We start from the raw sequence: 25,856 nt of genomic DNA on the forward strand, positions 1-25,856 counted from the left end.
ATATGGAACCGCGCATCTCCATCATCACCATAGCTACCGACGATCTCGACCGCGCGGTGCGCTTCTACGAGGGCATGGGGCTGACCCGTCATGCCGGGATCACCGAGGGCGTTGCCTTCTTCCAGACGGGCGGCGCCATTCTCGGCCTGTTCCCGCGGCAAAGCGCCGAAGAGGATTCAGGCGTGACCTTCGGCAAAGCGCCGTCGGCGGTCTACCTTGCCTACAACACCCGCTCCGACGCCGAGGTCGATGCAGTGCTGGCGATGGCCGAGAGGGCCGGCGGCCGTATCGTCAAGCCGGCTGGCCGCGCATTCTGGGGCGGTTGGTACGGCTATTTCGCCGATGCCGACGGGCACATCTGGGAAGTGGCGCACAATCCGGCTTTTCCGATCGCGGAAGACGGATCGATTTCGCTGCCCGGCTGACGGCTTTCCCTGGCCCATTGCAAGCCACTGACGCGGCTGTTGGCACCTCACTCCGAAGCGCTGTATGACGAGACATGAACCACGACGCCTACGACAACGCCTATATCGCCGGCATCCTCAATTCGGTGAAGACCATCGCCATGGTCGGCGCGTCGGCCAATGACGTGCGGCCGAGCTATTTCGTGCTGAAATATCTGCTCGGCAAAGGGTTTTCGGTGTTCCCGATCAATCCCGGCCAGGCCGGCAAGGCGATTCTAGGCCAGATGACCTATGCCAGACTCGCCGACGTTCCAGGATCTGTCGACATGGTCGACGTGTTTCGCGCTTCCGCTGTCGTGCCCGGCATTGTCGACGAGGTGCTGCGGCTCGATCCGCTGCCGAAGGTCATCTGGATGCAGCTTGGCATACGCCATGACGAGGCGGCCGCGCGCGCCGAAGTCGCCGGCATCAAGGTGGTGATGAACCGTTGCCCCAAGATCGAATATGGCAAGCTGTCCGGCGAGATCGGCTGGACCGGCGTCAATTCCGGCGTTTTGTCGTCGAAGAAGCCCCTGATGCGGCCGGGATTCCAGAGCTTCGGCGTTCGCCAGAAGTAGGTAGTGAATAGTGAATGGTGAATAGAAGGATTTTTCTGGAAGGCGGGCAAGGCGGCATATGAGCCGCTTGCAATCAGGGTGGGGCTGGCCGACTTTGCCATTCACCATTCACCATTCACCATTCACCATTCACCATTCACTATTGAGGGAGGTTTTCGATGGCCCGCACGCCCGGTTTCAACACGCTCGCCGTCCATGCCGGCGCCAAGCCGGATCCGGCGACCGGCGCCCGAGCGACGCCGATCTACCAGACGACCTCCTTCGTCTTCGACGATGCCGACCATGCCGCCTCGCTGTTCGGGCTGAAGGCGTTCGGCAACATCTACACCCGCATCATGAATCCGACTCAGGCAGTGCTGGAAGAGCGCATCGCGGCACTCGAAGGCGGCACGGCAGGCCTTGCGGTCGCCTCCGGCCATGCCGCGCAGGTGCTGGTCTTCCACAATCTGATGCAGCCCGGCGACAATTTCGTTTCAGCGACAAAGCTTTACGGCGGCTCGATCAACCAATTCGGCCACGCCTTCAAGAATTTCGGTTGGCAGGTGCGCTGGGCCGACACCAATGACATCTCGACCTTCGAGAGCCAAATCGACGACAGGACCAAGGCAATCTTCATCGAGAGCCTGGCCAATCCGGGCGGCGTCTTCGTCGATATCGAGAAGATCGGCGACATTGCCCGCAAGCACGGCCTGCCGCTGATCGTCGACAACACGCTGGCCTCGCCTTATCTGCTGCGGCCGATCGAGCATGGCGCCGACATCGTCGTGCATTCGCTGACCAAGTTCATCGGCGGCCACGGCAACTCGATCGGCGGCGCCATCGTCGACGGCGGCACCTTCGACTGGTCGAAGTCGGGCAAATATCCGATGCTGTCGGAGCCGCGCCCCGAATATGGCGGCCTCGTCCTGCACGAAACCTTCGGCAATTTCGCTTTCGCCATTGCCGCCCGAGTGCTCGGGCTGCGCGATATCGGCGCGGCGATTTCGCCGTTCAACGCATTCCTTATCCTGACCGGTCTGGAAACCTTGCCGCTCAGGATGCAGCGCCACTGCGACAATGCGGCGGCGGTCGCCGGATGGCTTTCCAACCATCCCAAGGTTGCCTGGGTGTCCTATCCCGGCCTGCCCAGCGACAAGAACAACGCGTTGCAGAAGAAGTACTCGCCGCTTGGCGCCGGCGCGGTGTTCACATTCGGGCTGAAGGGCGGCTATGCGGCGGGCATCAAGTTCGTCGAGGCGCTCGAATTGTTTTCGCACCTGGCCAATGTCGGCGACACCAAGTCGCTGGTCATCCACCCGGCATCGACCACGCATCGCCAGCTTTCCGACGAGCAGAAGATCAACGCCGGGGCAGGGCCGGACACGGTCAGGCTTTCGGTCGGCATCGAGGACGTCAACGACATCGTCGCCGATCTGGAACAGGCTCTCGCCAAGGTTTGATCGCCATGACCACGCCGAAATTTCTTTCCGTCGGCGTCGACACCGTCGAACCGGAACTTGGCGCACCAGCGCCGGATCGCCTGATGTCGGGCGATCCGAAATTCCGCACCTGGAATGTCGAGGAACAGGACGGCGGCCTCTATGCCGGCGTCTGGGAAGCGACGCCAGGCAAATGGCGCATCGAATATGATGAGTGGGAGTTCTGCCACATCCTGTCAGGGGTTTCGGTGATCGCCGAAGACGGCGGCGATGCGCGCACCGTCAGGGCAGGCGACAGTTTCGTGCTGAGGCCGGGCTTTAAGGGCAGCTGGGAAGTGTTTGAAACGACGCGCAAGGAGTATGTGATCAAGCTTTGATCTCGCATCGCGCCGGACCGAATGCTCAGAAGTGTACGGCGAGCGTTTCCAGGCCATGGAAATGATAGGTGTCGCGGAAGCGCGGCTGTTCGGCAAGATGCAACTGCGGCAGGCGTTCGAACAAGGTTTTCAGCGACACCTGCAGTTCGAGCCGGGCGAGCGGCGCGCCGATGCAGAAATGGATGCCGGCGCCGAACGATACGTTCTTCTGGTCGGCACGGTCCGGCCTGAAGGCGAGGGGCTCGGCAAACGCAGTAGGGTCGCGATTGGCCATGCCGAGCAGCAGCCCGATCGTCTCGCCCGGCTGGACGATGATCCCCGGCCCGGCCTCGACCTCCTGATAGGCGTAGCGCGTGAACATGTGCAGCGGCGCGTCGAAGCGCAGGCACTCTTCGACCGTCGCGGCTGTTGCTTCCGGTGAGGCGAAGAAGCGGCGCGGGTCGCCGCCTTGCGCAAGGATCGAGCGCACCGCAACGCCGGTCTGGTGGACAGTTGCTTCATGGCCGGCATTGAGCAAAAGGATGGCCGAGGATACCAGCTCGTCCTCCGACAGTTTCTGGCCGTCCTCCTGTGCCGCAATCAGCAGCGACAGAAGATCCTCGCCCGGCCTCTTTCGCCGCTCGGCGACGTAGCCGCGCAAAAAATTCGAAAAGTCACGCGTGGCGCGATTGGCCGTGTCCTCCGTCTCGCGGGTGCGGCCATGCATGTACATGGCGACCATCCGATGCGACCAGTCGAGCAGCTGCGGCCCCATGTCGACCGGCACGCCGAGCATTTCCGCAATGATGGTGATCGGCAAGGGAGCTGCGAATGCCGGCAGCAGGTCGATTCCTCCTGGGTCGAAACGGTCGATCAGTTCGTTGGCCAGCGCCTCGACACGTGGCCTGAGCCGCTCGACCTGGCGCGAGACGAAGGCGCGGTTGACCAGCGTTCTGAGCCGTGTGTGGACAGGTGGCTCCAGCTCCAGCATCGAATTGGCCTCGATGCCGTCGAACGCGCTGAGGTGCGTGCGGTCCTGACCGATGCCCCGGCTGTCCGGAATGCCGGCCGGGTTCTGCCGGCCGAAGCGGCGATCGCGCAGCAGACGGTTGACGTCGTCGAAGCCGCCAAAGCACCAGAAACCAAATTCTTCCCAGAAGATGGCGTTCGATGCACCGTGCAGGAAGGCGTAGGCTTCGTAAGGGTCCTGGAAAAAAGCCGGCTCGTGCGGATCGAGCCGTAGTCGGCGGGTGGCTGGATCAAAGGCAAGGTAGGGCGGCTTCAATTCGGTCATGCCAGATCATTAGCGCGGCTTGCCTGTCTGGTGCCAGACCGTATGTTGGCCCTCCCGTGAGGTGAGCCGCCGAAGCGGTTGCGGAAGGACGATTTTCATGAATGTGATCGTGGTCGGTGCAGGCATTGCCGGGCTTTCCACGGCGTGGTCGCTGGTCAAGGCCGGGCACCTCGTCTCGATCGTCGAGCAGGGACCGATCCCCAATCCGCTCGCCGCCTCCGGCGACCATCATCGCATCATCCGCCGCGCCTACCGGGCCGGAACGGGCTACGGCCGGCTGATCACCGAAGCCTACGAAGCATGGGACGAGATGTGGGCCGATCTCGGTGAAACCCATCTCGATCCGCGCGGCTTCATCTGCATTTCGCGCCAGCCGGGAGACGAGGCCGAGGAATACCGAGAAGGCATGGAAGCCGGGAACTACCCGTTCGAATTGTTCGAGCCGGATGCCGCGGTCGAACGCTGGCCGTTCCTAGAACCTGGTTCATTCCGCTATGCGTATTTTTCGCCGGACGGCGGCGCGCTGCACTGCCGCAAGATCGCTGCCGGCCTCGCCAGGTGGCTGCGCGCGAACGGCGCCAATGTCTATGAAAACAGCAAGGTGGTCGAGATCGACGCCGAGGCCGGGCATGTCGTGCTGGCGGGCGGCGAAACCATGCAGGCCGAACGGATCGTCGTCGCTGCCGGCGCCTGGGTGCTAAAACTGTTCCCGGAGCTGGATGGCGAGCTGAAAACCTGGCGCACCGCGCTCGCCTATGTCGAACCGCCGGCGGACCTGAAAGCGGTCTGGCAGGCAGCACCGGTCGTCCTCAACATCGGCGGCACTGTCGACGGCTACGCCATCCCGCCCTCGGGCGGGGCCGGCATGAAATTCGGCTCCGGCCTGCACAGGGTGCCGACCAGCGATGCCGACTGGAACCGCCAGCCGGTGCCGGGCGAGGGCGAGGCGATCCGCAACCTGTTTTCGCCGCCGATTGCCCGCATCGACGAGTATAAGGTCACCGACGTGGTCACCTGCGCCTATACATTCACCGCCGACGAGAAGTTTTTGGCCCACCGGAAAGGCAGATGCCTGGTCGTATCGGCCTGCTCCGGCCACGGCTACAAGTTCGGCGCGGCGGTCGGCAGAAGGGTTGCGGCCTGCGTCGGCAATGGCGATGTCGACGGCCTGAAGAAATGGCTCAGGGCCGAGGCGGCCTGAGCGCTAATACTGGCAATGCCTCGGAATATGCACGCGCCGCCAGCTCGACGAGCCCTCCCTGACCACCACGCGGCGAGCCACTGTCTGATAGGACGCCGGAATGTCGATGATGCGCCGTTGCTCCGGCCGCACGAGAACCTCTTCGGCGACGCTCTCGTATTCGGCGGGGAGGACAACGCGCCGCCGGCGTTCCGGCTCAACCACGACGATCTCGGCCACGCGTTCATAGCGCGCCTTGTGCCTGACCTTGCACAGCACCTTGCGGCCATCGATGATGCGCCATTCCCAGGAATAGCCGCCGTCATCGACCCTCACGGACCGGTAGATGGTGCGGGTGATGGCGGGCACGATCTCGTAGCTGACGCGCGCCGGCGCGATCTGCACCACGCGCTCACGCGTCCCGTAGATTGGCGCTTCATACTGCACCTGCTGGCCGGCTGGGCTGACGAGCACCTCCTCGTAGACGGTGTCGTAGACGGCCGGCCGATTGACCTGCTCGTAGCATTCGACCGCGCGTCCGCCGGCAGCCGTTTCGGACGCCATGCCGAGAACGCTGATGCCGGCAAGGGCCAAGGAAGCAACTTTCTTGATCATCGCACTCCCCCTGTTTGAACTGCGTGAAGCGAGTTCAACGTTGAATTGTAGGGTAAGCCGTGGCCGGAAAAAGCGGTTTCACCACTTTTCGTTAAGCGATGCGGTTAAGAAACTGCTAAACAACGGCCAAGCATGAGCGCCCCTTCCCACGGCAGGAGAGGGGCTGCCGGCACGGCGACAGGCGAAACTGGTTTGGAAACCTTGATTCGACTTAACCGGATGGCTAGGAGAGGCGGCCTTGCGCTAGGGTGAGCCGGCATCCTATTTACACAATAACGATCCAGAACCGATTCTGCCCGATTGCAAATCTCCGGCGCCGGAATCCCATCCTCAAAAAGGGATAGTCCATGAAGAACCCCGTCGAAACCTACATGAACCTCGTTCCGATGGTGGTCGAACAGACCAATCGCGGCGAGCGGGCCTACGACATTTTCTCGCGGCTCCTCAAGGAGCGCATCATTTTCATCACCGGCCCGGTCGAGGACGGCATGGCGACGCTGGTCTGCGCGCAGCTGCTGTTCCTCGAGGCGGAGAATCCGAAGAAGGAAATCAACCTCTATATCAACTCGCCCGGCGGCGTCGTCACCTCCGGCATGGCGATCTATGACACCATGCAGTTCATCAAGCCTGCCGTGTCGACGCTCTGCATCGGTCAGGCCGCCTCGATGGGCTCGCTGCTCTTGACGGCGGGCCACAAGGACATGCGCTTTGCCACGCCGAACGCCCGCATCATGGTCCACCAGCCTTCCGGCGGCTTCCAGGGCCAGGCTTCCGACATCGAGCGCCATGCCCAGGACATCATCAAGCTGAAGCGTCGCCTCAACGAGGTTTACGTCAAGCACACCGGCAAGAGCTACGATGAGATTGAAAAAACGCTCGACCGTGACCATTTCATGACTGCCGACGAGGCCAGGGATTTCGGCCTCATCGACAAGGTCATTTCGTCACGTGAGCCGGTCGAAGGTATTGCCTTATAGGCCCGCGGTGGCACTGCGGTGGCAATGAGTGGCGGGATCACGCGCTTTTGGCGCAGCTTGCGGCATTTCGGCCACAATTGGCTGTTCCCTCGACGGGTGCAATTGCCTACGTTAAGGCTATGTTGATTTTCGACGGCTTAGCTTTGCGTGGGGTTGTTCGAATCATTGCCCCGTTTTCCGATTTGTGTTTCGTACGGAATGCGTTGCGGGAGCCGGGGCACTGGCGGCAGCGGATTCCCGCGATAGATTGAATATGCGCCCTTTCAACCAGACCATCGGCGGGCGGCCATGAAAGGACAGGAAAATGAGCAAGGTCGGCAACAACAGCGGTGATTCCAAGAACACGCTTTATTGCTCGTTTTGCGGCAAAAGCCAGCACGAAGTGCGCAAGCTGATCGCCGGGCCGACGGTGTTCATCTGCGACGAATGCGTCGAACTGTGCATGGACATCATCCGCGAGGAGAACAAGACCTCGATGGTGAAGTCGCGAGAGGGCGTGCCGACCCCACAGGAAATCCTCAAGGTTCTCGACGACTACGTCATCGGCCAGCCTTACGCCAAGCGCGTGCTGTCGGTGGCCGTCCACAACCACTACAAGCGCCTCGCCCATGCCGGCAAGAACAACGACGTCGAACTCGCGAAGTCTAACATCCTGCTGATCGGCCCGACCGGCTGCGGCAAGACGTTGCTGGCGCAGACGCTGGCCCGTATCATCGACGTCCCCTTCACCATGGCCGACGCGACGACGCTGACCGAGGCCGGCTATGTCGGCGAGGACGTCGAGAACATCATCCTGAAGCTGTTGCAGTCGGCCGACTACAATGTCGAGCGCGCCCAGCGCGGCATCGTCTATATCGACGAGATCGACAAGATCTCGCGCAAGTCGGACAATCCCTCGATCACCCGCGACGTCTCGGGCGAGGGCGTGCAGCAGGCACTTTTGAAGATCATGGAAGGCACTGTCGCCTCCGTGCCGCCGCAGGGCGGCAGGAAGCATCCGCAGCAGGAATTCCTGCAGGTCGACACCGCCAACATCCTGTTCATCTGCGGTGGCGCTTTCGCCGGCCTGGACAAGATCATCTCGGATCGCGGCAGGAAGACCTCGATCGGTTTCGGCGCCATCGTCGCTTCGCCCGAGGATCGCCGCACCGGCGATGTTTTCCGCCTGGTCGAGCCTGAGGATCTCTTGAAGTTCGGCCTCATTCCAGAGTTCGTCGGCCGTTTGCCTGTCCTGGCGACGCTGGAGGATCTCGACGAGCCGGCGCTGATCCAGATCCTGACCGAGCCGAAGAACGCGCTGGTCAAGCAGTATCAGCGGCTGTTCGAGATGGAGAATGTCGACCTGACCTTCCACGAGAACGCGCTGTCGGCGATCGCCAAGCGCGCCATCGAGCGCAAGACCGGCGCGCGCGGCCTTCGTTCGATCATGGAAGCGATCCTGCTCGACACCATGTTCGAGCTGCCGGCGCTGGAAGGCGTGCGCGAAGTCGTTATTTCGGAAGAGGTGGTGTCAGGCAACGCCAGGCCGCTCTACATCTATTCCGAGCAGAAGGAAAAGAAGGGCAACGTCAGCGCCTGACGTGAGCCGGCAATGGATTTTTCTGAAACGGCGCCGCAGGGCGCCGTTTTGCTGTCGCACACCGCGTACGGCGCCGCCTAATGGCTGCGGATTGGAGGGACGGACCGTGTTGACCCTTGATCTTTACCCCCTGTGCCTCCAACTAATGGCAGAAGGCCGTGGTGCCGAATTCTGTGCTGTAAAACTCCCGTCACAAACGGTGGTAGGCGGAACGATCCCCGGTCGTTAATATGAGATTCGCGGTTGGCCGATTGGCGGCCGCGACATGAAAGGTTGGACAATGGCCAAATTATCCAAGGCTCCCAGCGACGGGGTCTTCGCAGTCCTCCCACTGCGCGACATCGTGGTGTTCCCGCACATGATCGTTCCGCTCTTCGTCGGGCGTGAAAAGTCGATCAAGGCGCTGGAAGAAGTGATGGGTCAGGAAAAGCAGATCCTGCTTGCGACCCAGATGAATGCCGCCGACGACGATCCGGAGCCTGATGCCATCTTTGACATCGGCACGCTCGCCAATGTGCTGCAATTGCTGAAACTGCCGGACGGCACCGTGAAGGTGCTGGTCGAAGGCGCCTCGCGCGCGAAAATCGTCGCGTTCACCGACCGTCCCGACTTCCATGAAGCCCGTGCTGCGGCGCTGGTCGAACCGGAGGAGGAAGAGGTCGAGGTCGAGGCGCTGGCCCGTTCCGTCGTCACCGACTTCGAGAACTACGTCAAGCTGAACAAGAAGATCTCGCCCGAAGTGGTGGGTGCCGCCAGCCAGATCGACGACTATTCCAAGCTCGCCGACACGGTCGCTTCGCATCTTGCCATCAAGATCCCCGAGAAGCAGGAGATGCTCGCCACGCTGTCCGTCAAGGAACGGCTGGAAAAGGCGATGGGCTTCATGGAAGCCGAAATCTCGGTGCTCCAGGTTGAGAAGCGTATCCGCTCGCGCGTCAAGCGCCAGATGGAGAAGACGCAGCGCGAATACTACCTCAACGAGCAGATGAAGGCGATCCAGAAGGAGCTCGGCGAGGGCGAGGACGGCCGCGACGAGGCCGCCGAGATCGAGGCGCGCATCAAGAAGACAAAGCTCTCCAAGGAGGCCCGCGAAAAGGCGGAAGCCGAACTGAAGAAGCTGCGGACGATGTCGCCGATGTCGGCTGAATCGACCGTCGTGCGCAACTATCTCGACTGGCTGCTGTCGATCCCGTGGGGCAGGAACTCCAAGGTCAAGCAGGATCTGGCCTTTGCCCAGAACGTGCTCGATACCGATCATTTCGGCCTCGACAAGGTCAAGGACCGCATCGTCGAATACCTCGCCGTGCAGAGCCGCCAGAAGAAGCTGAAGGGGCCGATCCTGTGCCTCGTCGGACCTCCCGGCGTCGGCAAGACCTCGCTCGGCAAGTCGATCGCCAAGGCGACCGGCCGTGAGTTCATCCGCATGGCGCTGGGCGGCGTGCGCGACGAGGCCGAGATCCGTGGTCACCGCCGCACCTATATCGGCTCGATGCCCGGCAAGGTCATCCAGTCGATGAAGAAGGCGAAGAAATCCAACCCGCTCTTCCTGCTCGACGAGATCGACAAGATGGGCCAGGATTTCCGCGGCGATCCGTCATCGGCTTTGCTCGAGGTGCTCGATCCCGAGCAGAACTCGACGTTCATGGACCATTACCTCGAGGTCGAATACGACCTGTCGAGCGTGATGTTCGTGACGACGGCGAACACGCTGAACATCCCTGCGCCCTTGATGGACCGCATGGAGATCATCCGTATCGCCGGTTACACCGAGGACGAGAAGATCGAAATCGCCAAGCGTCACCTGATGCCCAAGGTGATCCGCGACCACGCGTTGCAGCCGAAGGAGTTCTCCGTCGGCGAGGACGCGATCCGCGGCATCATCCAGACCTACACCCGTGAAGCGGGCGTCAGGAGCCTGGAGCGCGAGCTGATGAAGCTCGGGCGCAAGGCGGTGACCGAGATCCTGAAGACGAAGAAGAAGACGATCAACATCACGGCGGATAATCTTGCCGATTACCTTGGTGTTCCGCGCTTCCGCTTCGGCCAGGTCGAGAGCGACGATCAGGTCGGCGTGGTCACCGGGCTCGCCTGGACGGAAGTCGGTGGCGAGCTGTTGACGGTGGAAGGTGTCATGATGCCCGGCAAGGGCCGCATGACCGTGACCGGCAATCTGCGCGACGTTATGAAGGAATCGATTTCGGCGGCGGCGTCCTATGTCCGCTCGCGGGCCATCGATTTCGGCGTCGAGCCGCCGCTGTTCGACAAGCGCGATATCCACGTCCACGTGCCGGAAGGCGCAACGCCCAAGGACGGACCGTCGGCTGGCGTGGCGATGGCGACGGCGATCGTCTCGGTGCTGACCGGAATCCCGGTCAAGGCCGATGTGGCGATGACCGGCGAGATCACGCTGCGCGGCAGGGTGCTGCCGATCGGCGGCCTCAAGGAGAAGCTGCTTGCCGCACTTCGCGGCGGCATCAAGAAGGTACTGATCCCGGAAGAGAACGCCAAGGATCTGGCGGAGATTCCGGAGAACGTGAAGAGCGGCATGGAGATCATTCCGGTCTCACGGGTTGGCGAAGTGTTGCGCCATGCGCTGGTGCGCATGCCGGAACCGATCCAGTGGGTTGAACCCGTCAATGCGCCGGCCGTGGTCGATGTCGGGGACGAAGCTGGTAAATCGCTGGCGCATTAGCTCTTGCTAAAGTTGCAATGCACAAAGAGAGAGCCGGGCCTTGAGCCCGGCTTTTTCATGTGAAGAACCCCGGATTTCCGGGCTTTTTTCAACTTTCGTGGCGCTTTTCGACTTGGTTGCCGGAGCGCTTCTTTCTAAAGTCCGTTTCCTGCCGGATGAGTCGAGTGTTCCGGTTTTCTCATGGAAGGGAATTTTTATGAACAAGAACGAACTGGTGTCCGCTGTCGCCGATGCCGCGAGTATTTCGAAGGGTGACGCGCAGTCGGCGGTTGATGCGGTGTTTTCCGTCATCACCGGCGAACTGAAAAAGGGCGGCGATGTCCGGCTTGTCGGCTTCGGAAATTTCACCGTGTCACAACGCGCCGCGTCGACCGGCCGCAATCCGCAGACCGGTGCGGAAGTGAAGATCCCGGCGCGCACCGTGCCGAAGTTCTCGGCCGGCAAGGGCCTCAAGGACGCGGTCAACTAAGCGCCTCCTTAAGTCTTTCAGAGAAAAGAAAAGCCGGTATATCCGGTTTTTCTTTTCTGTGCCCGCAGCGTCGTTGGAAAAGGCGGCGCTATGCCGTCGGCGCGTCAGTGCGCATCAAGCCTTCCTTCTTGAGATCGGCCCACAGCGCCGATGGCGGTTTCGCGTCGAGCAGCGAGCGATTGCTTTCGACTTCGCCCGGCCGCTGGCCGCCGGGGATTACCGAGACGACCGAAGGATGCAGCAGCGGGAACTGCAGCGCCGCCTCGATCAGGCGCACGCCGTGGCGCTTGCAGACGGCCTCGATGCGGGTGACGCGGTCGATGATGTCCTGCGGCGCCTCCGAATAGTTGTAGTAGGCGCCGGGCTTCGGCCCGGTTGCCAGGATGCCGGAATTGTACGGCCCGCCGAGAACGATGCCGATGCCGCGTTGCTGGCATAGCGGCAGGAAAGACTGCAGCGCTTCCTGCTCCAGCAGCGTGTAACGCCCGGCAAGCAGGAACAGATCGAAATCGCCGCGCTCGGCCAGCGTCTGGGCAACCGGCCACTCGTTGATGCCGCCGCCGAACGCCTTGATCACGCCCTGGTCGCGCAATGCCAGCAATCCGTAATAGCCGGAGCTCATGAATTCCTGGATGCGCTGGTCCGAGGCTTCCTTGCTGCCATGGGTGAAGATGTCGACATCGTGCACGAAGAGGATGTCGATGCGGTCGACGCCGAGCCGTTCCAGCGAGGCTTCGAAGGAGCGCATGACGCCGTCATAGCTGTAATCGTAGACCTCGCGGCGCGATGGGGTGTCGAAGAATTTGCCGATGCCGGTGCGCTGTTCCGGCGGGCAGGCGCGCATGATGCGCCCGACTTTGCTGGACAGCACGTAGTCGTCACGCTTCTTCGAACGCAGGAACGGATTGAGCCGCGTTTCGGCAAGGCCCAGCCCATAGAGCGGCGCGGTATCGTAGTAGCGGCAGCCGACCCGCCATGCCGCCTCCAGCGTAGCATTGGCATTCTCATCGGATACGGCGCGATAAAGATTGCCGAGCGGCGCAGTGCCGAAGCCGAGCTCGGTGAAGGTGATGCCGCCATTGCCGATGCGGTCGAAATGCCGTGTCTTCATATGCTGCCGTTTCCTCATTTGCGATTTGCCGTGACACTATCACGGCTGTGGCGCATCAAAAGCACTGCGTGTCGTTGGACACCGATTTTCGCGGTGATAGCATGAGTGAAAACAAGCTGTTCGGGGCAGATGTGACTGAGATATTCAAATGGTTCTCCGGCACCGGCAAGCTGGTGCAAATGTCATGACGGCTGCCGGCGAAAACCTGTTTGGGATTGCGCTGAACGAGCTTGGCACCGTGCTGGAGCGCATCGACGAAAGCCGCATCGACGCCGCTTGCGCCATCCTGGCTGGAGCGAAAAAGATCGTCACCTATGGCTGCGGCCGCGAGGCGCTGCAGGTCAAGAGTTTTGCCATGCGGCTCTACCATCTCGGTCTGCCGGTGTCGGTCGTCGGCGACATGACCACGCCGCCGCTGGGCGAGGGCGATGTCTTCCTCGCAAGTTCCGGCCCGGGTGAGACGTCGACGGTGCTGACCTTGATGCAGGTCGCGCGCGAGGCCGGTGCCACAGTCCTGCTGCTCACCGCGCAAGCCGACAGCACTGCCGCGAAGCTGGCCGACTTCACACTGCTTATCCCGGCTCAGACCATGGCCGACGACCAGGACCCTGAAAAGACATCCGTCCTGCCGATGGGCTCGGTTTTCGAAGGCGCGCTGTTCGTCCTCTTCGAAGTGATGGTGCTGAAGCTCAGGGATCTGACCGGCGTCTCGCCGGGAGCGATGCGCGCCCGCCACACCAATATGGAGTAGGTGTCATGCGCTACGAATTGATGCTGCCGCACCAGATCCGCAAGGCGATCGCCGAGAACCGGCCGGTCGTGTTGCCGCTCGGTGTGCTCGAATATCACGGCGAGCACATGGCCGTCGGAATGGACACGCTGGCGGTGGTCAAGAGCCTGGAACTGTTCGAAAAAGAAGCAGAGATCGTCATTCTGCCGCCCTTCCATTACGGCGCGGCGAGCTATGCTGTTGCAGCACCGGAGGGCAGTGGTTCGCTGCAGGTCGGCGGCAATGTGCTGGCGCCATTTGCGGAAGAACTGTTCTATAGCCTGCTGCGCGTCGGCTTCCGCAACATCCACGCCATCATTCACCACCAGACCGAAAATTTTGCCGCCGGCATGCCAACCGATCTCGCCTTCAAGGCCGCCGGCCGGCAGGCGATCTTCCGCTTCCTGGAGAAAGAACGTGGCGAAGGCTGGTGGGGCTCTCCGGCGATGGCCGACTATTATGCCGAGCACGCCGAGGGCAGCAATTTCTTCAACTGGGTGCAGGTGCATCCGCTGATGCCGGCTTCAATGCACAGCCGGTACCCGTTCGACCATGCCGGCACCGGCGAGACGTCACTGATGCTGGCGCTGTGCCCGGAAGCGGTCGATGCCGGCCGCTTCGCCGACAACACCGGCTGGTACACGGCAAGTGCGCCCGAAGCCTCGGCGGAATTGGGGCAAAAAGGGGTTGCCATGATCCTCGAGCATTTGCGGGCAACACTTTCGGGTTAGCGCGCTTTTCCCTTCTCCCACAACAAGGGGAGAAGGGAGAGCCGGCGCAGTTATTTCACCGCGCCCGCTGTCATGCCCATGATCAGGTAACGCTCGAGCGCGATGCCGATGACGGCGAGCGGTGTGATGGCGGCGGTGGCAAGCGCTGCCATCGACCACCAGTTGATGCCTTGTGAGCCGGTCTGGCTGGCCACCATGACAGGAATGGTCTTTGCGTCGGTCGAGGTCAAAAGCGCGGCGAAGAAATACTCGTTCCAGCACAGCACCATCGCCAGGATGAAGGCGGCGACCATGCCCGGCAGCGCGATCGGCATGACGATGCGCAAGAAGGCGCCCCAGATCGACAGGCCGTCGACGAGTGCTGCCTCCTCCAACTCCACCGGGATGGAGTTGAACTGGTCGCGCATGATCCAGATGACGATCGGCAGCACCATCAGCGTGTAGAGCAGGATCAGCCCGACGCGCGTGTCGAGCAGGCCGACCTCGCGGTAAAGCACGAGGAAGGGCAGGGCCAAAACCACCGGCGGCAGGATCAGCTGAGACAGGAAGAAGAAGGAAATGTCCTCGTTCCTGAACCAGGCGAACTTGTAACGATAGCGGGTCAGCCCGTAGGCGGCGAGGCTGCCGATGACGATGGCGAGGGTCGACGCGCCGACCGAAGTGATGACCGAATTCATGAAACGCTTGATGAATTCGTCGCGCACAGTCGATGTCCGAAAGATCGAGTCCGGCGACAGGCCGAGCGAACGCCAGCCCTTCCAGTCGGGTTTGAAGTCGACAAACGGGATCAGATGGCCCTGGGTGACGTCGACCGCGGTCTTGAACGAGGTGGTTATCGTCCAATAGATCGGGAACAGGCAGATGAAAGCCCAGAAGATGAGGGCGCCGTAGATGAAGACGCGGTTGGCGTAGAACGCCGCCGGCGAGCGGATTTCGGAGGCGGCAAAGTCGGTGGTTTGAACGCTCATCTTGCCGGCCCGATCAGTTGACGTTGCGCACGAAGCGGCTGGCGAACTTCAGCAGCCAGGTCACGAACACGATGATGATGATCAAATAGGCCATCGCCAGCATCGTGCCGTAGCCGACGTTCGAGCGGTCGCGATATTCGCGGTAGATGAAACTGGACACCGAATCGGTCGCGCCGCCCGGCCCGCCGGAGGTGACGGTGATGATGATGTCGGCGAGCTTCAGCTTGAAGATGATGCGCAGGATGACCGCTGTCACCGACACCGGCAGCATCAGCGGGAAGGTGACCTGCCAGAAGGTCTGCCAGGCAGTCGCGCCATCGACACGCGCTGCCTCGAGCACCTCGCGCGACATCGCCTGCAGGCCGGCGAGCAGCATGATCATCATGAACGGGATGAACGTCCACGCGTCGAGCACCATGATCGAGATGCGGGCGGTGATCGGGTTGGAGAAGAAGGCCGGGTTTTCCCAGCCGAGATGGCGCGCCAGTGTCGCGGCCGGCCCGAAGCGGTATTCCATCAGCGACTTGCCGATCATCCACGACACCGCCACCGGTGACAGCATCAGGGGCATGAGAAAGACGACGCGGAAGAATTTTCGCGCCCGGATCTGCGCGTTGAGCAGCAGCGCCAGGCCAAAGGCGATGACATATTCGACGAACACCGCCAGCACGTAGAGCACCATGTTGAACAGCGCGTTGCGATAATAGGCGTCGTTCAGCATCTGCCAGAAATTGTCGAGCCCGTTGAACTGCCGTCCGCTGAAGGAACTGAGGTTCCAGTCGGTCAGCGCGATATAGAAGCCGAACAGCGTCGGGAAGATCACCATGGCAATGGTAAACAGCAGCGCCGGCAGCAGGAACAGCGCGCGCTGGCCGTCCTCGCCGCGCGTCAGTACCTGGCCGATGCCGAGCGCGACACCCCACAGCACGTAGGCGTAGACCACCGGCCGCCAGGTCTCGAAGCCGATAGTGTCGACCTCGCTCTTGTAGAGGATTTGCAGTGCGATCACCGCCAGAAGGCCGAGCGTCGCAGCAGCCATCAGAGCCCAGCCAAGCCGTTTGCGGCTCCGCGGTATCAGGTCGGATGGCACGGCGCCTGCCGGCCATTCACTTGTCGACAAAGTCTGGTCAGCCAGGGTCCGGTCAGCCACGCGTTCTTGCCCGTTCACAGGAGGCTCGATGACCGGCCGAGCCGGTCGAGGCCAAGTCGGTCAAGGTGAGGTCCGGCGGCTGTGCGCCGCCGAACCAGTTTCACTATCTCAGCCTACATGCCGAGCGAGGCCTTGTAGAGCTTGACCTGTTTGTCGCGGCCGATCTGGTCGGTCAGCTTCTCCCAGGCGGCTGCGATGGCGTCGGCGCCTTCCTGCGCCTTCATCTTGCCGGCAAAGGTGTTGGCCAAAATGTCCTCGGCGGCGCTGTAGTACTGGAAGATGCCGGGGATGCGCGGCTCGATCGCCGCGTTCGGATGGTTGTAGCTGTCGGCTTCCGACTTCAGATACGAGGTGATGAACGCCTCGTCGTAGCCCGCCGCCACCCATTCCGGAATGTTGAAATGCGAGTTGCGATAGGGCTGGAAACCCGACGGATAGGCCGCGCACCAGAGCGACAGGTCCTTGCCGCCGAGATGGGCAGCGGCAGACCATGCCGCCTTCTTCTTCTTTTCGTCGCTGTCGACGCGGGCCATGACATAAACGCCCCAGCCGAGATAGGCGCAGTTCGGTGCATGGTTCGGGCCGCTGGCGAGCTTGTCCCACTGGCCGGTCTTGGAGTTGTAGACATCGTCCGAGCCCGGCAGGATCGAGAAGCCGGTGATGTCGCCGACGACCGAGGAATCGTTGGTCTTGACGTTCGAACCGACGTCGCCCCACCAGGTAACCATCGAACCGGTGCCTGCCAAGAATTGCTGGAAGGCGGTGGTGTTCGGGTCGGCGTTGATCTGGTCGGCAGGTTCTGAGGGCAGGGCATCGATGACGTCCTGGATCGCCCGCACCCATGCCGGATTGTTGACGCGCGGCTTCATCGTGTCGGCATCGAACAGCCAGGCCTTGTCGTCGGGATGCTTGGCGTAGGCGCTGGCGCGGCTGCCGAGGAAATAAAAGCCGAAACCGCCCCAGGGCTTGGGCGCATCGAGATAGCCAAAGACATCCTGGCCCTTCACCTGCTTGCCCTTGAGGAATTTCGTCACCGCCTGCACCTGCTGCCAGGTCTTCGGCACGCCCCATTCGCCTTCTCCGCCGCCGTCCTTCCAGGCCTTGGCGAGGTCGGCATCGGCAAACACGTCGGTGCGGTAGTTGAAGTTATGCGCGTCGCCGTCAACGGTCACGCGATATTGCTTGCCGTCCCATGTGCCCACCGGCGGCTGCAGATAGGCCACGACATCCTTCATGTCGATCTGGTCCTTGACCCAGTCCGGCATCTCGGAGGTGAGACCCTTGCCGCAGACGTCGCCTTCGAACGGTGCCCCCATTTCGATGATGTCGAAATCGACGGTGCCGGTCGCGATCGACTGCTGCAGGCGGGCGTTGTAGTCAGCCTGCGCCAGGTCGATCCAGTTGATCTTGGCGCCGGTATAGGTCTCCCACGGCTTCAGGAAGCCGCGAAACAGCACATTGTGCAGGTTCTGGTTGTTGAGGCCCATGAAGGTGAGTTCGACACCGGCGAATTCGCCTTCCTTGACATTGGCCTTGGTGGCGCCAAGGCAAAGCTCGCCGACCTGCTGGAAGTCGGCATCGGTCGGCTGACCCTTGCCGACACCCGGGATCTGCAGGATCTGCGCACGCAGGTCGTCGGCGGCCGCAGCCGTGCGCGTCAGCGCACCAAGTCCGGCGCTTGAGGCCGCCGCGAGGGCGGCCATGCTGGCCGCTCCCTTCAGCACGTCGCGGCGGGTGGCCCCGGCGCGGACAAGTTGGTTATAAAGGCTGACTTTCATTTCGTTCCTCCCAGAAGGTCAATTGTGAATTGGTTCAGATGGTGGAGCGCCGATTATGTTCCCCAACGACAGCGACTCCCGTAAATAGCGGCCCGAATTCTCCCTCCCGCGACGCTTGGCATTCAGTGCCGGACAAGCGTACCGGTGCGCCCGGAACAGGGTCATAAGCCGGACACTGTCACTATTCGCACAACGAAGTGCGGTGTCAACGTGAATGGGTTTTTTATCTATAAGAGACTGACTTGCCCTCGCCGTTTGCGTTGTTTAGCTTCACGGCAACTGAAGGGGGAATGATGGCTCAAGTCGCGATCCGCAATGTGGCCAAGGCGTTCGGAACCGTCAAGGTTCTGCACGATGTCAGCGTCGACATCGCCGACGGGCAGTTCGTGGTGCTGGTCGGGCCTTCCGGCTGCGGCAAGTCCACGCTGCTGAGGATGGTGGCCGGGCTGGAAACGGTCTCCGGCGGCACCATCGCCATCGGCGAGCGCGTCGTCAACCATCTGCCGCCGGCCAAGCGCGACATCGCCATGGTGTTCCAGAACTACGCGCTCTATCCGCACAAGACGGTCGAGCAGAACATGGCCTTTGCTCTCAAGCTGCGCAAAACCGACCCGGCGGTGGTCACTGAGCGGGTCAAGCGCGCCGCCGACATCCTCGACCTCAATCCCTACCTCAAGCGCTATCCGCGCCAGCTCTCTGGCGGCCAGCGCCAGCGCGTCGCCATGGGCCGCGCCATCGTGCGCAACCCGCAGGTGTTCCTCTTCGACGAGCCGCTCTCCAATCTCGACGCCAAGCTGCGTGTCCAGATGCGCACCGAGATCAAGGAACTGCACCAGCGGCTGAAGACCACCACCATCTACGTCACCCACGACCAGATCGAGGCCATGACCATGGCCGACAAGATCGTGGTGATGCGCGACGGTCGCATCGAACAGGTCGGCGCGCCGCTGGAATTATTCGACCGGCCGGCCAACCTGTTCGTCGCCGGCTTCATCGGCTCGCCCTCGATGAACCTGCTCAAGGGCGTCGTGCGCAAGGGCGACAAGCCCGTCGTCGAGATCGCCGGGACGCCGTTCCCGATTGCGGCAACCAGTGCCGTCGAGGATGGCCGTAATGTCGTCTACGGCGTGCGGCCCGAGCATCTCGAAATCCATCCCGATGGTGTTCCGGCGAAGATTTCGGTGGTCGAGCCGACCGGTTCCGAGACTTTGGTGTTCCTGCGCTTCGGCGAGGGCGAGATGGTGGCGCTGTTCCGTGAGCGCCACGACTTCAAGCCGGGCGACACACTGCACCTGAAACCGCGGCTCGACCAGGTGCATCTCTTCGACGCAGAGACCGGCAAGCGTCTCTGATTTCGCCCCAGCAAACTTCGCGAGGAATACCATGCTCAAAGGAATCGATCCGCTGCTCAATGCCGATGTGCTGCAGGCGCTGCGGGCGATGGGCCACGGTGACGATCTGATTATCGCCGACACCAATTTCCCGTCCGATTCGGTGGCGCGCCAGACCGTGCTTGGCCGGCTGCTGCGCATCGATGCGTCGGCGGCCGACGTGGTCAAGGCGGTACTGTCGCTCTATCCGCTGGACACCTTCGTCGACGACGCGGCCGCGCGCATGGAGATCGTCGGCAAGCCGGACGACATTCCCGCCGTGCAGCAGGAAGTGCAAAAAGAGATCGATGCCGCCGAGGGCAAGGCCTGGCCGATGATCTCGGTCGAGCGCTACGCCTTCTACGAACGCGCCAAGAAGGCCTATTGCGTCATCCAGACCGGCGAGCGCCGCTTCTATGGCTGTTTTGCGTTCCGCAAGGGCGTCGTGCCACCGGATGCGGAGTAGCGGCATGCCGGCGAAACCGATCGTCATGAAGCCGGTTGTCATATTGGGCGTCTTCGTCGCCGATACGGCCTACCGCGCCGCCCGCCAGCCGCGCATGGGCGAGACGATCCTGGGCACGTCCTTCACGCTCGGCCCCGGCGGCAAGGGCTCGAACCAGGCGGTGGCAGCCGGCCGGCTCGGCGCCGATGTCACCTTCCTTACCCGCCTCGGCGTCGATCCCTTTGCCGATATGGCGAGACAGACCTGGTCGCACGCCGGCGTGAAGAGCGCCGTCATCGACACGCCGGAAAGCTACACCGGTGCCGCCTATATCTTCATCGAGGAGACGAGCGGCAACAACGCGATCATCGTCAGCCCTGGTGCGGCGATGCTGATCTCGCCCGCCGATATCGAGGCAAATGCCGGCCTGATCCGCGCGGCCGGCGTTTTCGTCACCCAGCTCGAACAGCCGATCGAGGCGGCGCTGGGGGCGCTGGAGATCGCGCGCGGGGCAGGGGTGACCACCATCCTCAACCCGGCGCCGGCGGCCAGGCTTCCGGACCGTATCTACACGCTTTGCGACTATGTCACGCCGAACGAGACTGAGGCCGAGGAACTGACCGGCATCAAGGTATCCTCCATCGACGATGCCCGCCGTGCCGCCGACAGCCTGCTCGAGAAGGGCGTGGGCGCTGTCATCGTGACGCTCGGCGAAAAGGGCGCGCTGCTGCACACGGCCGACCGTTCCGAGCATGTCGCAGCGGTCGCCGCCGGCCCGGTCATCGAGACCACGGGTGCGGGCGACGCCTTCAATGGCGGCCTGGCTGCGGCGCTGTCGAGGGGGATGGAACCCCTGCAGGCGGTGCGCTTCGCTTGCGCCGTCGCAGGCATTTCGGTGACGCGCCCGGGCACCGCGCCGTCCATGCCGACGCTGCAGGAGGTCGAGGCGCTGCTCGCCGAGGGGTGAAGCCGGGCACTGCGGGATGAGACTGTAAGCGGGAGCGAATGGGTTAGACCCGACTCTTGTCCGAGAAGCTATTGTTTTCTGGCTTGACCACAAACAGGCGGGCAGGTCGATGGATGAGGATCAATGCCAGAATTCGAAAGGAATGGACCTAGACTGGGTCACGAAAGAAGATGATTTTTGACAAATCAACGTCGACATTTCTCCGGCATCAAGGGGACGTGACCCCAAAGGAGAAATGGCGCGAGTGACGGGGCTCGAACCCGCGACCTCCGGCGTGACAGGCCGGCACTCTAACCAACTGAGCTACACCCGCGCATGGACGAGCACGTGTCAGCCGTGTTCGTCGTTGGGCGGTGGATAAGGGGTAAGCCACCGGGTGTCAAGCGGACCCGGACAGCATAACAGCAAACAGGAGAAGGTTTTTTGACAAGCCGAACTTTGTTGCCGAAACCGGCTCCCGGCCAAGCCACTGGCCGCTCATTTGGCCTTGCGAAGCCGGTCCTAACTGCTTAAAGGTCCGGCCCGGAGCGGGCGATTAGCTCAGTTGGTAGAGCGCTTCGTTTACACCGAAGATGTCGGCGGTTCGAGCCCGTCATCGCCCACCACTTTCCATCGACGTGTTCAGTTTGGGCTACACCGCTCAAGCTGATCGCCCAGGTGAGACGCATCCGACCACTGTGCTACTCGGACTTTGGTCTGATTCGAACTGTCTTTCCGCAGGGACTTAAGTCTGATCTGCTTGCCTCTCATGAGGGAAACGATTGCCGAAAGCTACAACTTGCAGTATCTCAATTGCGTATGGGCATGGGCGGGAGCGAAAATATTCCTGGATGGCTTGTGAGTCATCTTCCGGACGATCCCGTGATCGCAGGAGATCTCGCGGATAAGATATCGAAGGAAGCTGAAAAAAACCGGCTTCCAGGCGAACGGGTTGTGAAGACAACCCGTAACGAAGAAGACACCTTCAAGAAAGAACAAGTCGAAGCTTATCCCGACGCCGCGGTTGCAGGAGTCTTTGCCAGCGGTTCATTCCTCGCCCTGTTGGTATTAGCCATTTATCTGCTTTATGTGCTCTCGATTGTGGCCGGGGGAACGGTCGCGGATGTTCCCCTGCCGCCCATACTGAACTAGTAGACGCTCCGCCAACACTTGAATTAGCCCCGCACCGTGTTGATGCTGGTGACTTTCGTGTCTGCGGTGGAGCACGCGACGAAGGTTTCGTTCCCGCGGCAAAGGTGTTCACGCGGGGCAACTGGCTGCTGCAGAACGGCAGCATTGTACTTCCATAGGCCTCCCGGTTCTTTGCAACTTGGGCGGTTGGCTTGTCGCAGATCAGCCTGCAATCGCCGGAGCGTGAGCAATCCGTTTCGCCGCATAAACACAACGCTTCGATGAATCAGCGTCCTGCACCACCTCAAATCCAATCGCCTTGTAGAACCTTAGCGCACCATCGTTCTCCGGCATGACTTCGAGGTGGATGCCGGTAGAGCCGCTCGCGGCAAGCCCCTGCTCGAGGAAGGCCATCGCGCGCCTGCCGATGCCTTTCCCGCGCGCTTGCGGCAACAGGTCGATATGGCCATGCGACGGATAGGCGGTCAGCGCAGGCGGAACAGCGAAATCGGGATGATGGACCCGATGCCGCGCCCAGTCGCTGCCGCGCCAGCGAGAGCTGTCGGGTCCCGGGTCTGCCACGGGCCGCTGAAGGTCGGGATACCAGTCTGATGCCAGGCTGGCATTGAAAGCGCCCGTATCGGCCGCGCCAAGCAGGTAGCCGGCCGCACCTGCGGGACTATCGATAATGAAGGCCAGCTCGGGTTCGAGCACCTGGTAGGGAATAGTGTAGAGGAGGCCGAGCAGTTCCGGGTCGTCCTCGCGGCCGCTGGCGTCCTTGCCGGCATCGCCGGTCTTGAGACAGATCATCGCAAGCGCTGCATGATCGGCGGTGGTCGCCCGGCGCAGGAAGAAACCGCCGCCGAAATCGAGGATCATGGCGGCAGCAGCCGGAAATCCTTGCCCTCGGGCAAAAGCTGCCCGCCGTCGACGATGATGGTCGTGCCCGTGATGTAGCTGGCATCGTCAGAGGCCAGGAACAGGAAGGCATTGGCCACATCGCGAGGGCTGCCGAGACGGCCGAGCGGGATGGCGTCTTCCATGTTCTTGATGAAGGCCGCACCGCGATGCTGCTCTATGCCTTCAGTGAGGATGTTGCCGGGCTCGACGCCGTTGACCGTAATGCCGTAGCCCGAGAATTCGAGCGCAGCCGAACGGATCAGCCCATTGATGCCGGCCTTGGTCGCCGAATAATGGCCGTGGCCGGGGCTGGTGACATGCGGGCCGGTGATCGAGGAGGTGAACAGCATGCGGCCAAAATGCTGTGCCTTCATCGGCACCAGTGCGGCGCGAGCAGCGATGAAGCTGCCGCGCAAGTTTACCGCCATGACCCGGTCCCAATCGTCGGGACTGGTGTTTTCCAGCAATTGCCAGGGATAGATTCCGGCATTCTGCACCATGATGTCGAGCCGGTCGTGACGGTCGAGCGCCAGTGCAACAGCGGCCTGCGCATCGGCCATCTGCGAGATGTCGGTGCGTATGAAGGCGGCACCGAGCTCGTCCGCAGTCGCTTGCCCGGCCTCGGCCTCGGTGTCGGCGAGCACAAGCTTCGCGCCCTCTTCGGCAAAACGCTGTGCGATGCCCTTGCCGATGCCACGTGCGCTGCCGACGATCAGCGCGACTTTGTCTTCGAGACGGCCGGTCATGCCAGCCTCTGGCGGATGGTTTGCTTGAAGGCGTCGAGCAGCACCGCGGCGAGGACGAGCAGGCCATGGATCACCTGGGTGAAGTTGGCCGGCAGACCCATCAAATTGATCGCCGTATTGATGGCCGAAAGCAGCAGCACGCCGGCATAGACGCCGGGCAAGGTGCCGACGCCGCCCTTCAGGCTGACGCCGCCGATGACGACCGCGGCAAAAGCGTTGAACAACAGGCCGACGCCGAGATTAGCTGTCGCGCCGGAGGTGCGGATCGCCAGCAGCCAACCGGCAAGGCCGGCGATGGCGCCGGCGAGAACGAAGGCTATGACCAGGTTGCGGTTGACGCGGATGCCGGCGCGAAAGGTCGCCGTCTCGTTGCCGCCGATCATGACCAGGTGCCGGCCGAAGGGCGTCTTGGCCATGATCAGCGAGAACACCACGAAGCACGCAATGGCGATCCAGGCAGTCAGCGGCAGGCCGCCCAGACGCTGGATGCCGAACCAGCGGATTGCCGGCGCAAGGTCCTGCGCCGAGCGGCCGCCGGAGATGACCAGCACGAGGCCGCGCACCCAGATGTAGGAGGCCAGCGTGATGATGAAGGCGCTCATCTTCACCTTGACCACCAGGTAGCCGTTGATGGCGCCGATGAGGCCGCCGACGGCAAGCGCGATGAGCAGCGAAACGGGAACCATCAGCCATTGCGGCTGCAACTGGATGCCAAGGCCGATGCCCGACGAGCAGAACAGGATGCCGACCGCCATGGCGCTGAGCGCCGCCACCGATTCGACCGACAGGTCCATATGGCCGGCGATGATGACCAGCGCCAGGCCGATCGACATGACGCCGAGCACGCTCGAGGCCTCGATAATGTTGGCGAAGATGCCGAGCTGAAAATAGTTGGGGATGAGGATGGAAAAGACCACCAGCACGAAGACCAGCATGAACCAGACGAGATTGTCGAGGATGAACTCGAGGGTTTGGCGCGTGCGGGGGTTCATCTGCGGATCCGGTTGGCGCGTCAGCCCAAAAAACCACTCGGTTCTTCGGAAAGATCAGGCGCGGTTGAAAATTACTGCAGCATTCCCGTGCGCGTCCGTTCTAACGCGCACAGCTGCAGGGCTAAGGCTCCGGGCCTGTGGCCCGGAGCGTTTGGCGAGTTGCTATTCGACCGGCTTTATGGTTTCGGTCGGCGGCTTCATGTTGCCCCAGAACGCCGGGTTATCGACATTTTCCTTGGTGATCGCAGCGCCGGGGATCTTGATGTTCGGTCCCCACGCTTCCTTGGTCAGGGTTGATTTCAGGCCAAGCACATCATATTCGCCGGGCTTGATCTCCTGCTTGTTGACCACCTTGTCCATGAACATCGCGACCGCCGCGGCCTGGGCGTAGAGCGGCTGCTCGACTTCCACGTTGAGCCAGCCCTTGCGGATCAGGTCGAGGCCGACCGGAGCGCCGTTCGAGCTCATCAGCATGACGTCGCCCGGTTTCTTGCCGGCGGCCTCGAGCGAGGCGACGGCAGCGACCGAAAGATGCGCGGCGTGGCTGAAGATCAGGTCGATGTCGGGGTTGGCGAGCAGCTGGTCGTTCACGATGGTCCCGGCCGCATCCGCCGCCCATTGCATGGCCGGCAGCGAGATGATTTTGACGTCCGGGAACGCCTTCATCTTCTCCTCGAAACCCTTCTGGATGTCGAGCGTGTAGGGATCGCCCGGATCGCCGAGCACCTGCAGGATCTTGCCCTTCACCGAGCCGTTTTTCGCGGTCAGGAGCTTTTGCGCCTGGTCGGCGGCGACGTAGCCGATCTCGACGGTTCCGGCCACCGAGGTGAAGTCGGACGGGGTCGAGGTGATCTGGCGGTCGAACTCGACGACCGGGATGCCGGCGGCGCGGGCGGCCTCGATCGACGGTTTCAGCGCATTGAAATCGACGGCGGCAAGAATGATCGCCGACGGCTTCAGCGCGATGACGTCGTTCATCTGCGATTGCTGAGCGTCGGTCTTGTTGTCGGCGTTCAGCGTCTTCATCTCGTAGCCGACCTGCTTCAGGAACAATTCCAGCGCGCTCACCGAGCCGGTCTGGAACTCATCGAGCAATGTCGGCACCATGTAGTAGACGGTGCCCTTGGACTGGGCGAATGCCGGCGTGAGCGTGGCAAAGGCCAGTGCCAGGATACCGAAGACGGAAAGAAGTATTTTCTTCATGTCGTTCGCTCCTCT

General features: G+C 62.1%; 26 protein-coding genes and 2 tRNA genes. 17 read left to right on the forward strand and 11 right to left on the reverse strand.

Annotated features, from left to right (window positions below; genetic code table 11):
- Positions 1 to 2 precede the first annotated feature (2 nt).
- The 4 genes from NKI47_RS13335 to NKI47_RS13350 all read left to right on the forward strand — a co-directional run bounded on the left by NKI47_RS13335 (position 3) and on the right by NKI47_RS13350 (position 2,816).
- Positions 3 to 425 carry a VOC family protein gene (locus NKI47_RS13335; protein WP_023674648.1) on the forward strand — a complete coding sequence of 141 codons (423 nt, stop codon included), beginning with the start codon at positions 3 to 5 and terminating at the stop codon, positions 423 to 425.
- 74 nt (positions 426 to 499) lie between these two features.
- Positions 500 to 1,021, forward strand: a complete 522-nt coding sequence (locus tag NKI47_RS13340; protein WP_023674649.1) for a CoA-binding protein — start codon at positions 500 to 502, stop codon at positions 1,019 to 1,021.
- A 158-nt stretch (positions 1,022 to 1,179) separates the two neighbouring features.
- Complete coding sequence (locus NKI47_RS13345; protein ID WP_023674650.1) at positions 1,180 to 2,460, forward strand: O-acetylhomoserine aminocarboxypropyltransferase; 1,281 nt, start codon at positions 1,180 to 1,182, stop codon at positions 2,458 to 2,460.
- Positions 2,461 to 2,465: 5 nt separating this feature from the next.
- Positions 2,466 to 2,816, forward strand: coding sequence for a cupin domain-containing protein (locus tag NKI47_RS13350; protein WP_352590591.1), 351 nt, complete (start codon positions 2,466 to 2,468; stop codon positions 2,814 to 2,816).
- 25 nt (positions 2,817 to 2,841) lie between these two features.
- Here NKI47_RS13350 and NKI47_RS13355 read toward each other — a convergent pair whose 3' ends face one another.
- Positions 2,842 to 4,089 carry a cytochrome P450 gene (locus tag NKI47_RS13355; RefSeq protein WP_352590594.1) on the reverse strand — a complete coding sequence of 416 codons (1,248 nt, stop codon included), beginning with the start codon at positions 4,087 to 4,089 and terminating at the stop codon, positions 2,842 to 2,844.
- 97 nt (positions 4,090 to 4,186) lie between these two features.
- On the opposite strand from NKI47_RS13355, the gene NKI47_RS13360 reads away from it, so the two are divergent.
- Complete coding sequence (locus NKI47_RS13360; RefSeq protein ID WP_352590597.1) at positions 4,187 to 5,290, forward strand: NAD(P)/FAD-dependent oxidoreductase; 1,104 nt, start codon at positions 4,187 to 4,189, stop codon at positions 5,288 to 5,290.
- Between the two features lie 3 nt (positions 5,291 to 5,293).
- On the opposite strand, the gene NKI47_RS13365 is transcribed toward NKI47_RS13360, so the two are convergent.
- Positions 5,294 to 5,884, reverse strand: a complete 591-nt coding sequence (locus NKI47_RS13365; RefSeq protein ID WP_352590600.1) for a hypothetical protein — start codon at positions 5,882 to 5,884, stop codon at positions 5,294 to 5,296.
- 347 nt (positions 5,885 to 6,231) lie between these two features.
- Between NKI47_RS13365 and NKI47_RS13370 the strand changes: the two genes are divergently transcribed.
- The 4 genes from NKI47_RS13370 (at position 6,232) to NKI47_RS13385 (ending at position 11,601) form a co-directional block, all read left to right on the forward strand.
- The gene (locus NKI47_RS13370) at positions 6,232 to 6,861 is read left to right on the forward strand and encodes an ATP-dependent Clp protease proteolytic subunit (protein WP_023674655.1); all 630 of its coding nucleotides are present in this window, start codon (positions 6,232 to 6,234) and stop codon (positions 6,859 to 6,861) included.
- Positions 6,862 to 7,165: 304 nt separating this feature from the next.
- Positions 7,166 to 8,440 carry an ATP-dependent Clp protease ATP-binding subunit ClpX gene (clpX, locus tag NKI47_RS13375; RefSeq protein WP_006332719.1) on the forward strand — a complete coding sequence of 425 codons (1,275 nt, stop codon included), beginning with the start codon at positions 7,166 to 7,168 and terminating at the stop codon, positions 8,438 to 8,440.
- Positions 8,441 to 8,720: 280 nt separating this feature from the next.
- The gene (gene lon, locus NKI47_RS13380; RefSeq protein ID WP_023674656.1) at positions 8,721 to 11,132 is read left to right on the forward strand and encodes an endopeptidase La; all 2,412 of its coding nucleotides are present in this window, start codon (positions 8,721 to 8,723) and stop codon (positions 11,130 to 11,132) included.
- A gap of 196 nt (positions 11,133 to 11,328) precedes the next feature.
- Positions 11,329 to 11,601 carry an HU family DNA-binding protein gene (locus NKI47_RS13385; RefSeq protein ID WP_023674657.1) on the forward strand — a complete coding sequence of 91 codons (273 nt, stop codon included), beginning with the start codon at positions 11,329 to 11,331 and terminating at the stop codon, positions 11,599 to 11,601.
- A gap of 88 nt (positions 11,602 to 11,689) precedes the next feature.
- Here NKI47_RS13385 and NKI47_RS13390 read toward each other — a convergent pair whose 3' ends face one another.
- Entirely contained in the window at positions 11,690 to 12,712 is a 1,023-nt protein-coding gene (locus NKI47_RS13390; RefSeq protein ID WP_023674658.1) for an aldo/keto reductase, read from the reverse strand.
- Between NKI47_RS13390 and NKI47_RS13395 the strand changes: the two genes are divergently transcribed.
- The 3 genes from NKI47_RS13395 to NKI47_RS13405 are packed head-to-tail and all read left to right on the forward strand — an operon-like array spanning position 12,703 to position 14,212.
- Complete coding sequence (locus NKI47_RS13395; RefSeq protein ID WP_352590603.1) at positions 12,703 to 12,900, forward strand: hypothetical protein; 198 nt, start codon at positions 12,703 to 12,705, stop codon at positions 12,898 to 12,900. The two genes, NKI47_RS13390 and NKI47_RS13395, sit on opposite strands and share 10 nt — an antisense overlap.
- Positions 12,897 to 13,463 carry a 6-phospho-3-hexuloisomerase gene (gene hxlB / locus NKI47_RS13400; RefSeq protein ID WP_352590606.1) on the forward strand — a complete coding sequence of 189 codons (567 nt, stop codon included), beginning with the start codon at positions 12,897 to 12,899 and terminating at the stop codon, positions 13,461 to 13,463. Before NKI47_RS13395 ends, hxlB begins: the two co-directional genes overlap by 4 nt.
- A 5-nt stretch (positions 13,464 to 13,468) precedes the next feature.
- Positions 13,469 to 14,212 carry a creatininase family protein gene (locus NKI47_RS13405; RefSeq protein ID WP_352590609.1) on the forward strand — a complete coding sequence of 248 codons (744 nt, stop codon included), beginning with the start codon at positions 13,469 to 13,471 and terminating at the stop codon, positions 14,210 to 14,212.
- A 50-nt stretch (positions 14,213 to 14,262) separates the two neighbouring features.
- Here NKI47_RS13405 and NKI47_RS13410 read toward each other — a convergent pair whose 3' ends face one another.
- The 3 genes from NKI47_RS13410 to NKI47_RS13420 all read right to left on the reverse strand — a co-directional run bounded on the left by NKI47_RS13410 (position 14,263) and on the right by NKI47_RS13420 (position 18,108).
- On the reverse strand, positions 14,263 to 15,180 hold the full coding sequence (locus NKI47_RS13410) for a carbohydrate ABC transporter permease (RefSeq protein WP_352590612.1): 918 nt from the start codon (positions 15,178 to 15,180) through the stop codon (positions 14,263 to 14,265).
- A gap of 13 nt (positions 15,181 to 15,193) precedes the next feature.
- Positions 15,194 to 16,315, reverse strand: coding sequence for a carbohydrate ABC transporter permease (locus NKI47_RS13415; protein ID WP_031211226.1), 1,122 nt, complete (start codon positions 16,313 to 16,315; stop codon positions 15,194 to 15,196).
- 128 nt (positions 16,316 to 16,443) lie between these two features.
- Entirely contained in the window at positions 16,444 to 18,108 is a 1,665-nt protein-coding gene (locus tag NKI47_RS13420) for an ABC transporter substrate-binding protein (protein ID WP_023674663.1), read from the reverse strand.
- A gap of 293 nt (positions 18,109 to 18,401) precedes the next feature.
- Between NKI47_RS13420 and NKI47_RS13425 the strand changes: the two genes are divergently transcribed.
- Genes NKI47_RS13425 through rbsK form a run of 3 tightly spaced genes read left to right on the forward strand, consistent with a single transcriptional unit; the run spans position 18,402 to position 20,890 of the window.
- Complete coding sequence (locus NKI47_RS13425) at positions 18,402 to 19,460, forward strand: ABC transporter ATP-binding protein (protein ID WP_352456634.1); 1,059 nt, start codon at positions 18,402 to 18,404, stop codon at positions 19,458 to 19,460.
- A 31-nt stretch (positions 19,461 to 19,491) separates the two neighbouring features.
- The gene (locus NKI47_RS13430) at positions 19,492 to 19,944 is read left to right on the forward strand and encodes an RbsD/FucU family protein (RefSeq protein WP_352571442.1); all 453 of its coding nucleotides are present in this window, start codon (positions 19,492 to 19,494) and stop codon (positions 19,942 to 19,944) included.
- 4 nt (positions 19,945 to 19,948) lie between these two features.
- The gene (rbsK, locus tag NKI47_RS13435) at positions 19,949 to 20,890 is read left to right on the forward strand and encodes a ribokinase (protein WP_352590615.1); all 942 of its coding nucleotides are present in this window, start codon (positions 19,949 to 19,951) and stop codon (positions 20,888 to 20,890) included.
- Positions 20,891 to 21,126: 236 nt separating this feature from the next.
- On the opposite strand, the gene NKI47_RS13440 is transcribed toward rbsK, so the two are convergent.
- A tRNA-Asp gene (locus NKI47_RS13440) sits at positions 21,127 to 21,203 on the reverse strand.
- A gap of 216 nt (positions 21,204 to 21,419) precedes the next feature.
- Between NKI47_RS13440 and NKI47_RS13445 the strand changes: the two genes are divergently transcribed.
- Positions 21,420 to 21,495: transfer RNA gene (locus NKI47_RS13445), tRNA-Val, on the forward strand.
- Between the two features lie 187 nt (positions 21,496 to 21,682).
- On the forward strand, positions 21,683 to 22,021 hold the full coding sequence (locus NKI47_RS13450) for a hypothetical protein (RefSeq protein ID WP_352590618.1): 339 nt from the start codon (positions 21,683 to 21,685) through the stop codon (positions 22,019 to 22,021).
- Between the two features lie 201 nt (positions 22,022 to 22,222).
- Here the strand turns inward: NKI47_RS13450 and NKI47_RS13455 are convergent, their stop codons facing one another.
- From NKI47_RS13455 to NKI47_RS13470, 4 genes are all read right to left on the reverse strand, one after another.
- Complete coding sequence (locus NKI47_RS13455) at positions 22,223 to 22,879, reverse strand: GNAT family N-acetyltransferase (protein ID WP_352590621.1); 657 nt, start codon at positions 22,877 to 22,879, stop codon at positions 22,223 to 22,225.
- Positions 22,876 to 23,646 carry an SDR family oxidoreductase gene (locus tag NKI47_RS13460; protein ID WP_352590624.1) on the reverse strand — a complete coding sequence of 257 codons (771 nt, stop codon included), beginning with the start codon at positions 23,644 to 23,646 and terminating at the stop codon, positions 22,876 to 22,878. Before NKI47_RS13460 ends, NKI47_RS13455 begins: the two co-directional genes overlap by 4 nt.
- Positions 23,643 to 24,638, reverse strand: a complete 996-nt coding sequence (locus tag NKI47_RS13465) for an ABC transporter permease (RefSeq protein WP_352449360.1) — start codon at positions 24,636 to 24,638, stop codon at positions 23,643 to 23,645. Before NKI47_RS13465 ends, NKI47_RS13460 begins: the two co-directional genes overlap by 4 nt.
- A 162-nt stretch (positions 24,639 to 24,800) precedes the next feature.
- Entirely contained in the window at positions 24,801 to 25,841 is a 1,041-nt protein-coding gene (locus NKI47_RS13470; protein ID WP_352571438.1) for a sugar ABC transporter substrate-binding protein, read from the reverse strand.
- Positions 25,842 to 25,856 lie beyond the last annotated feature (15 nt).

This window comes from Mesorhizobium sp. M0633, from assembly GCF_040320645.1.
GTDB lineage: Bacteria > Pseudomonadota > Alphaproteobacteria > Rhizobiales > Rhizobiaceae > Mesorhizobium.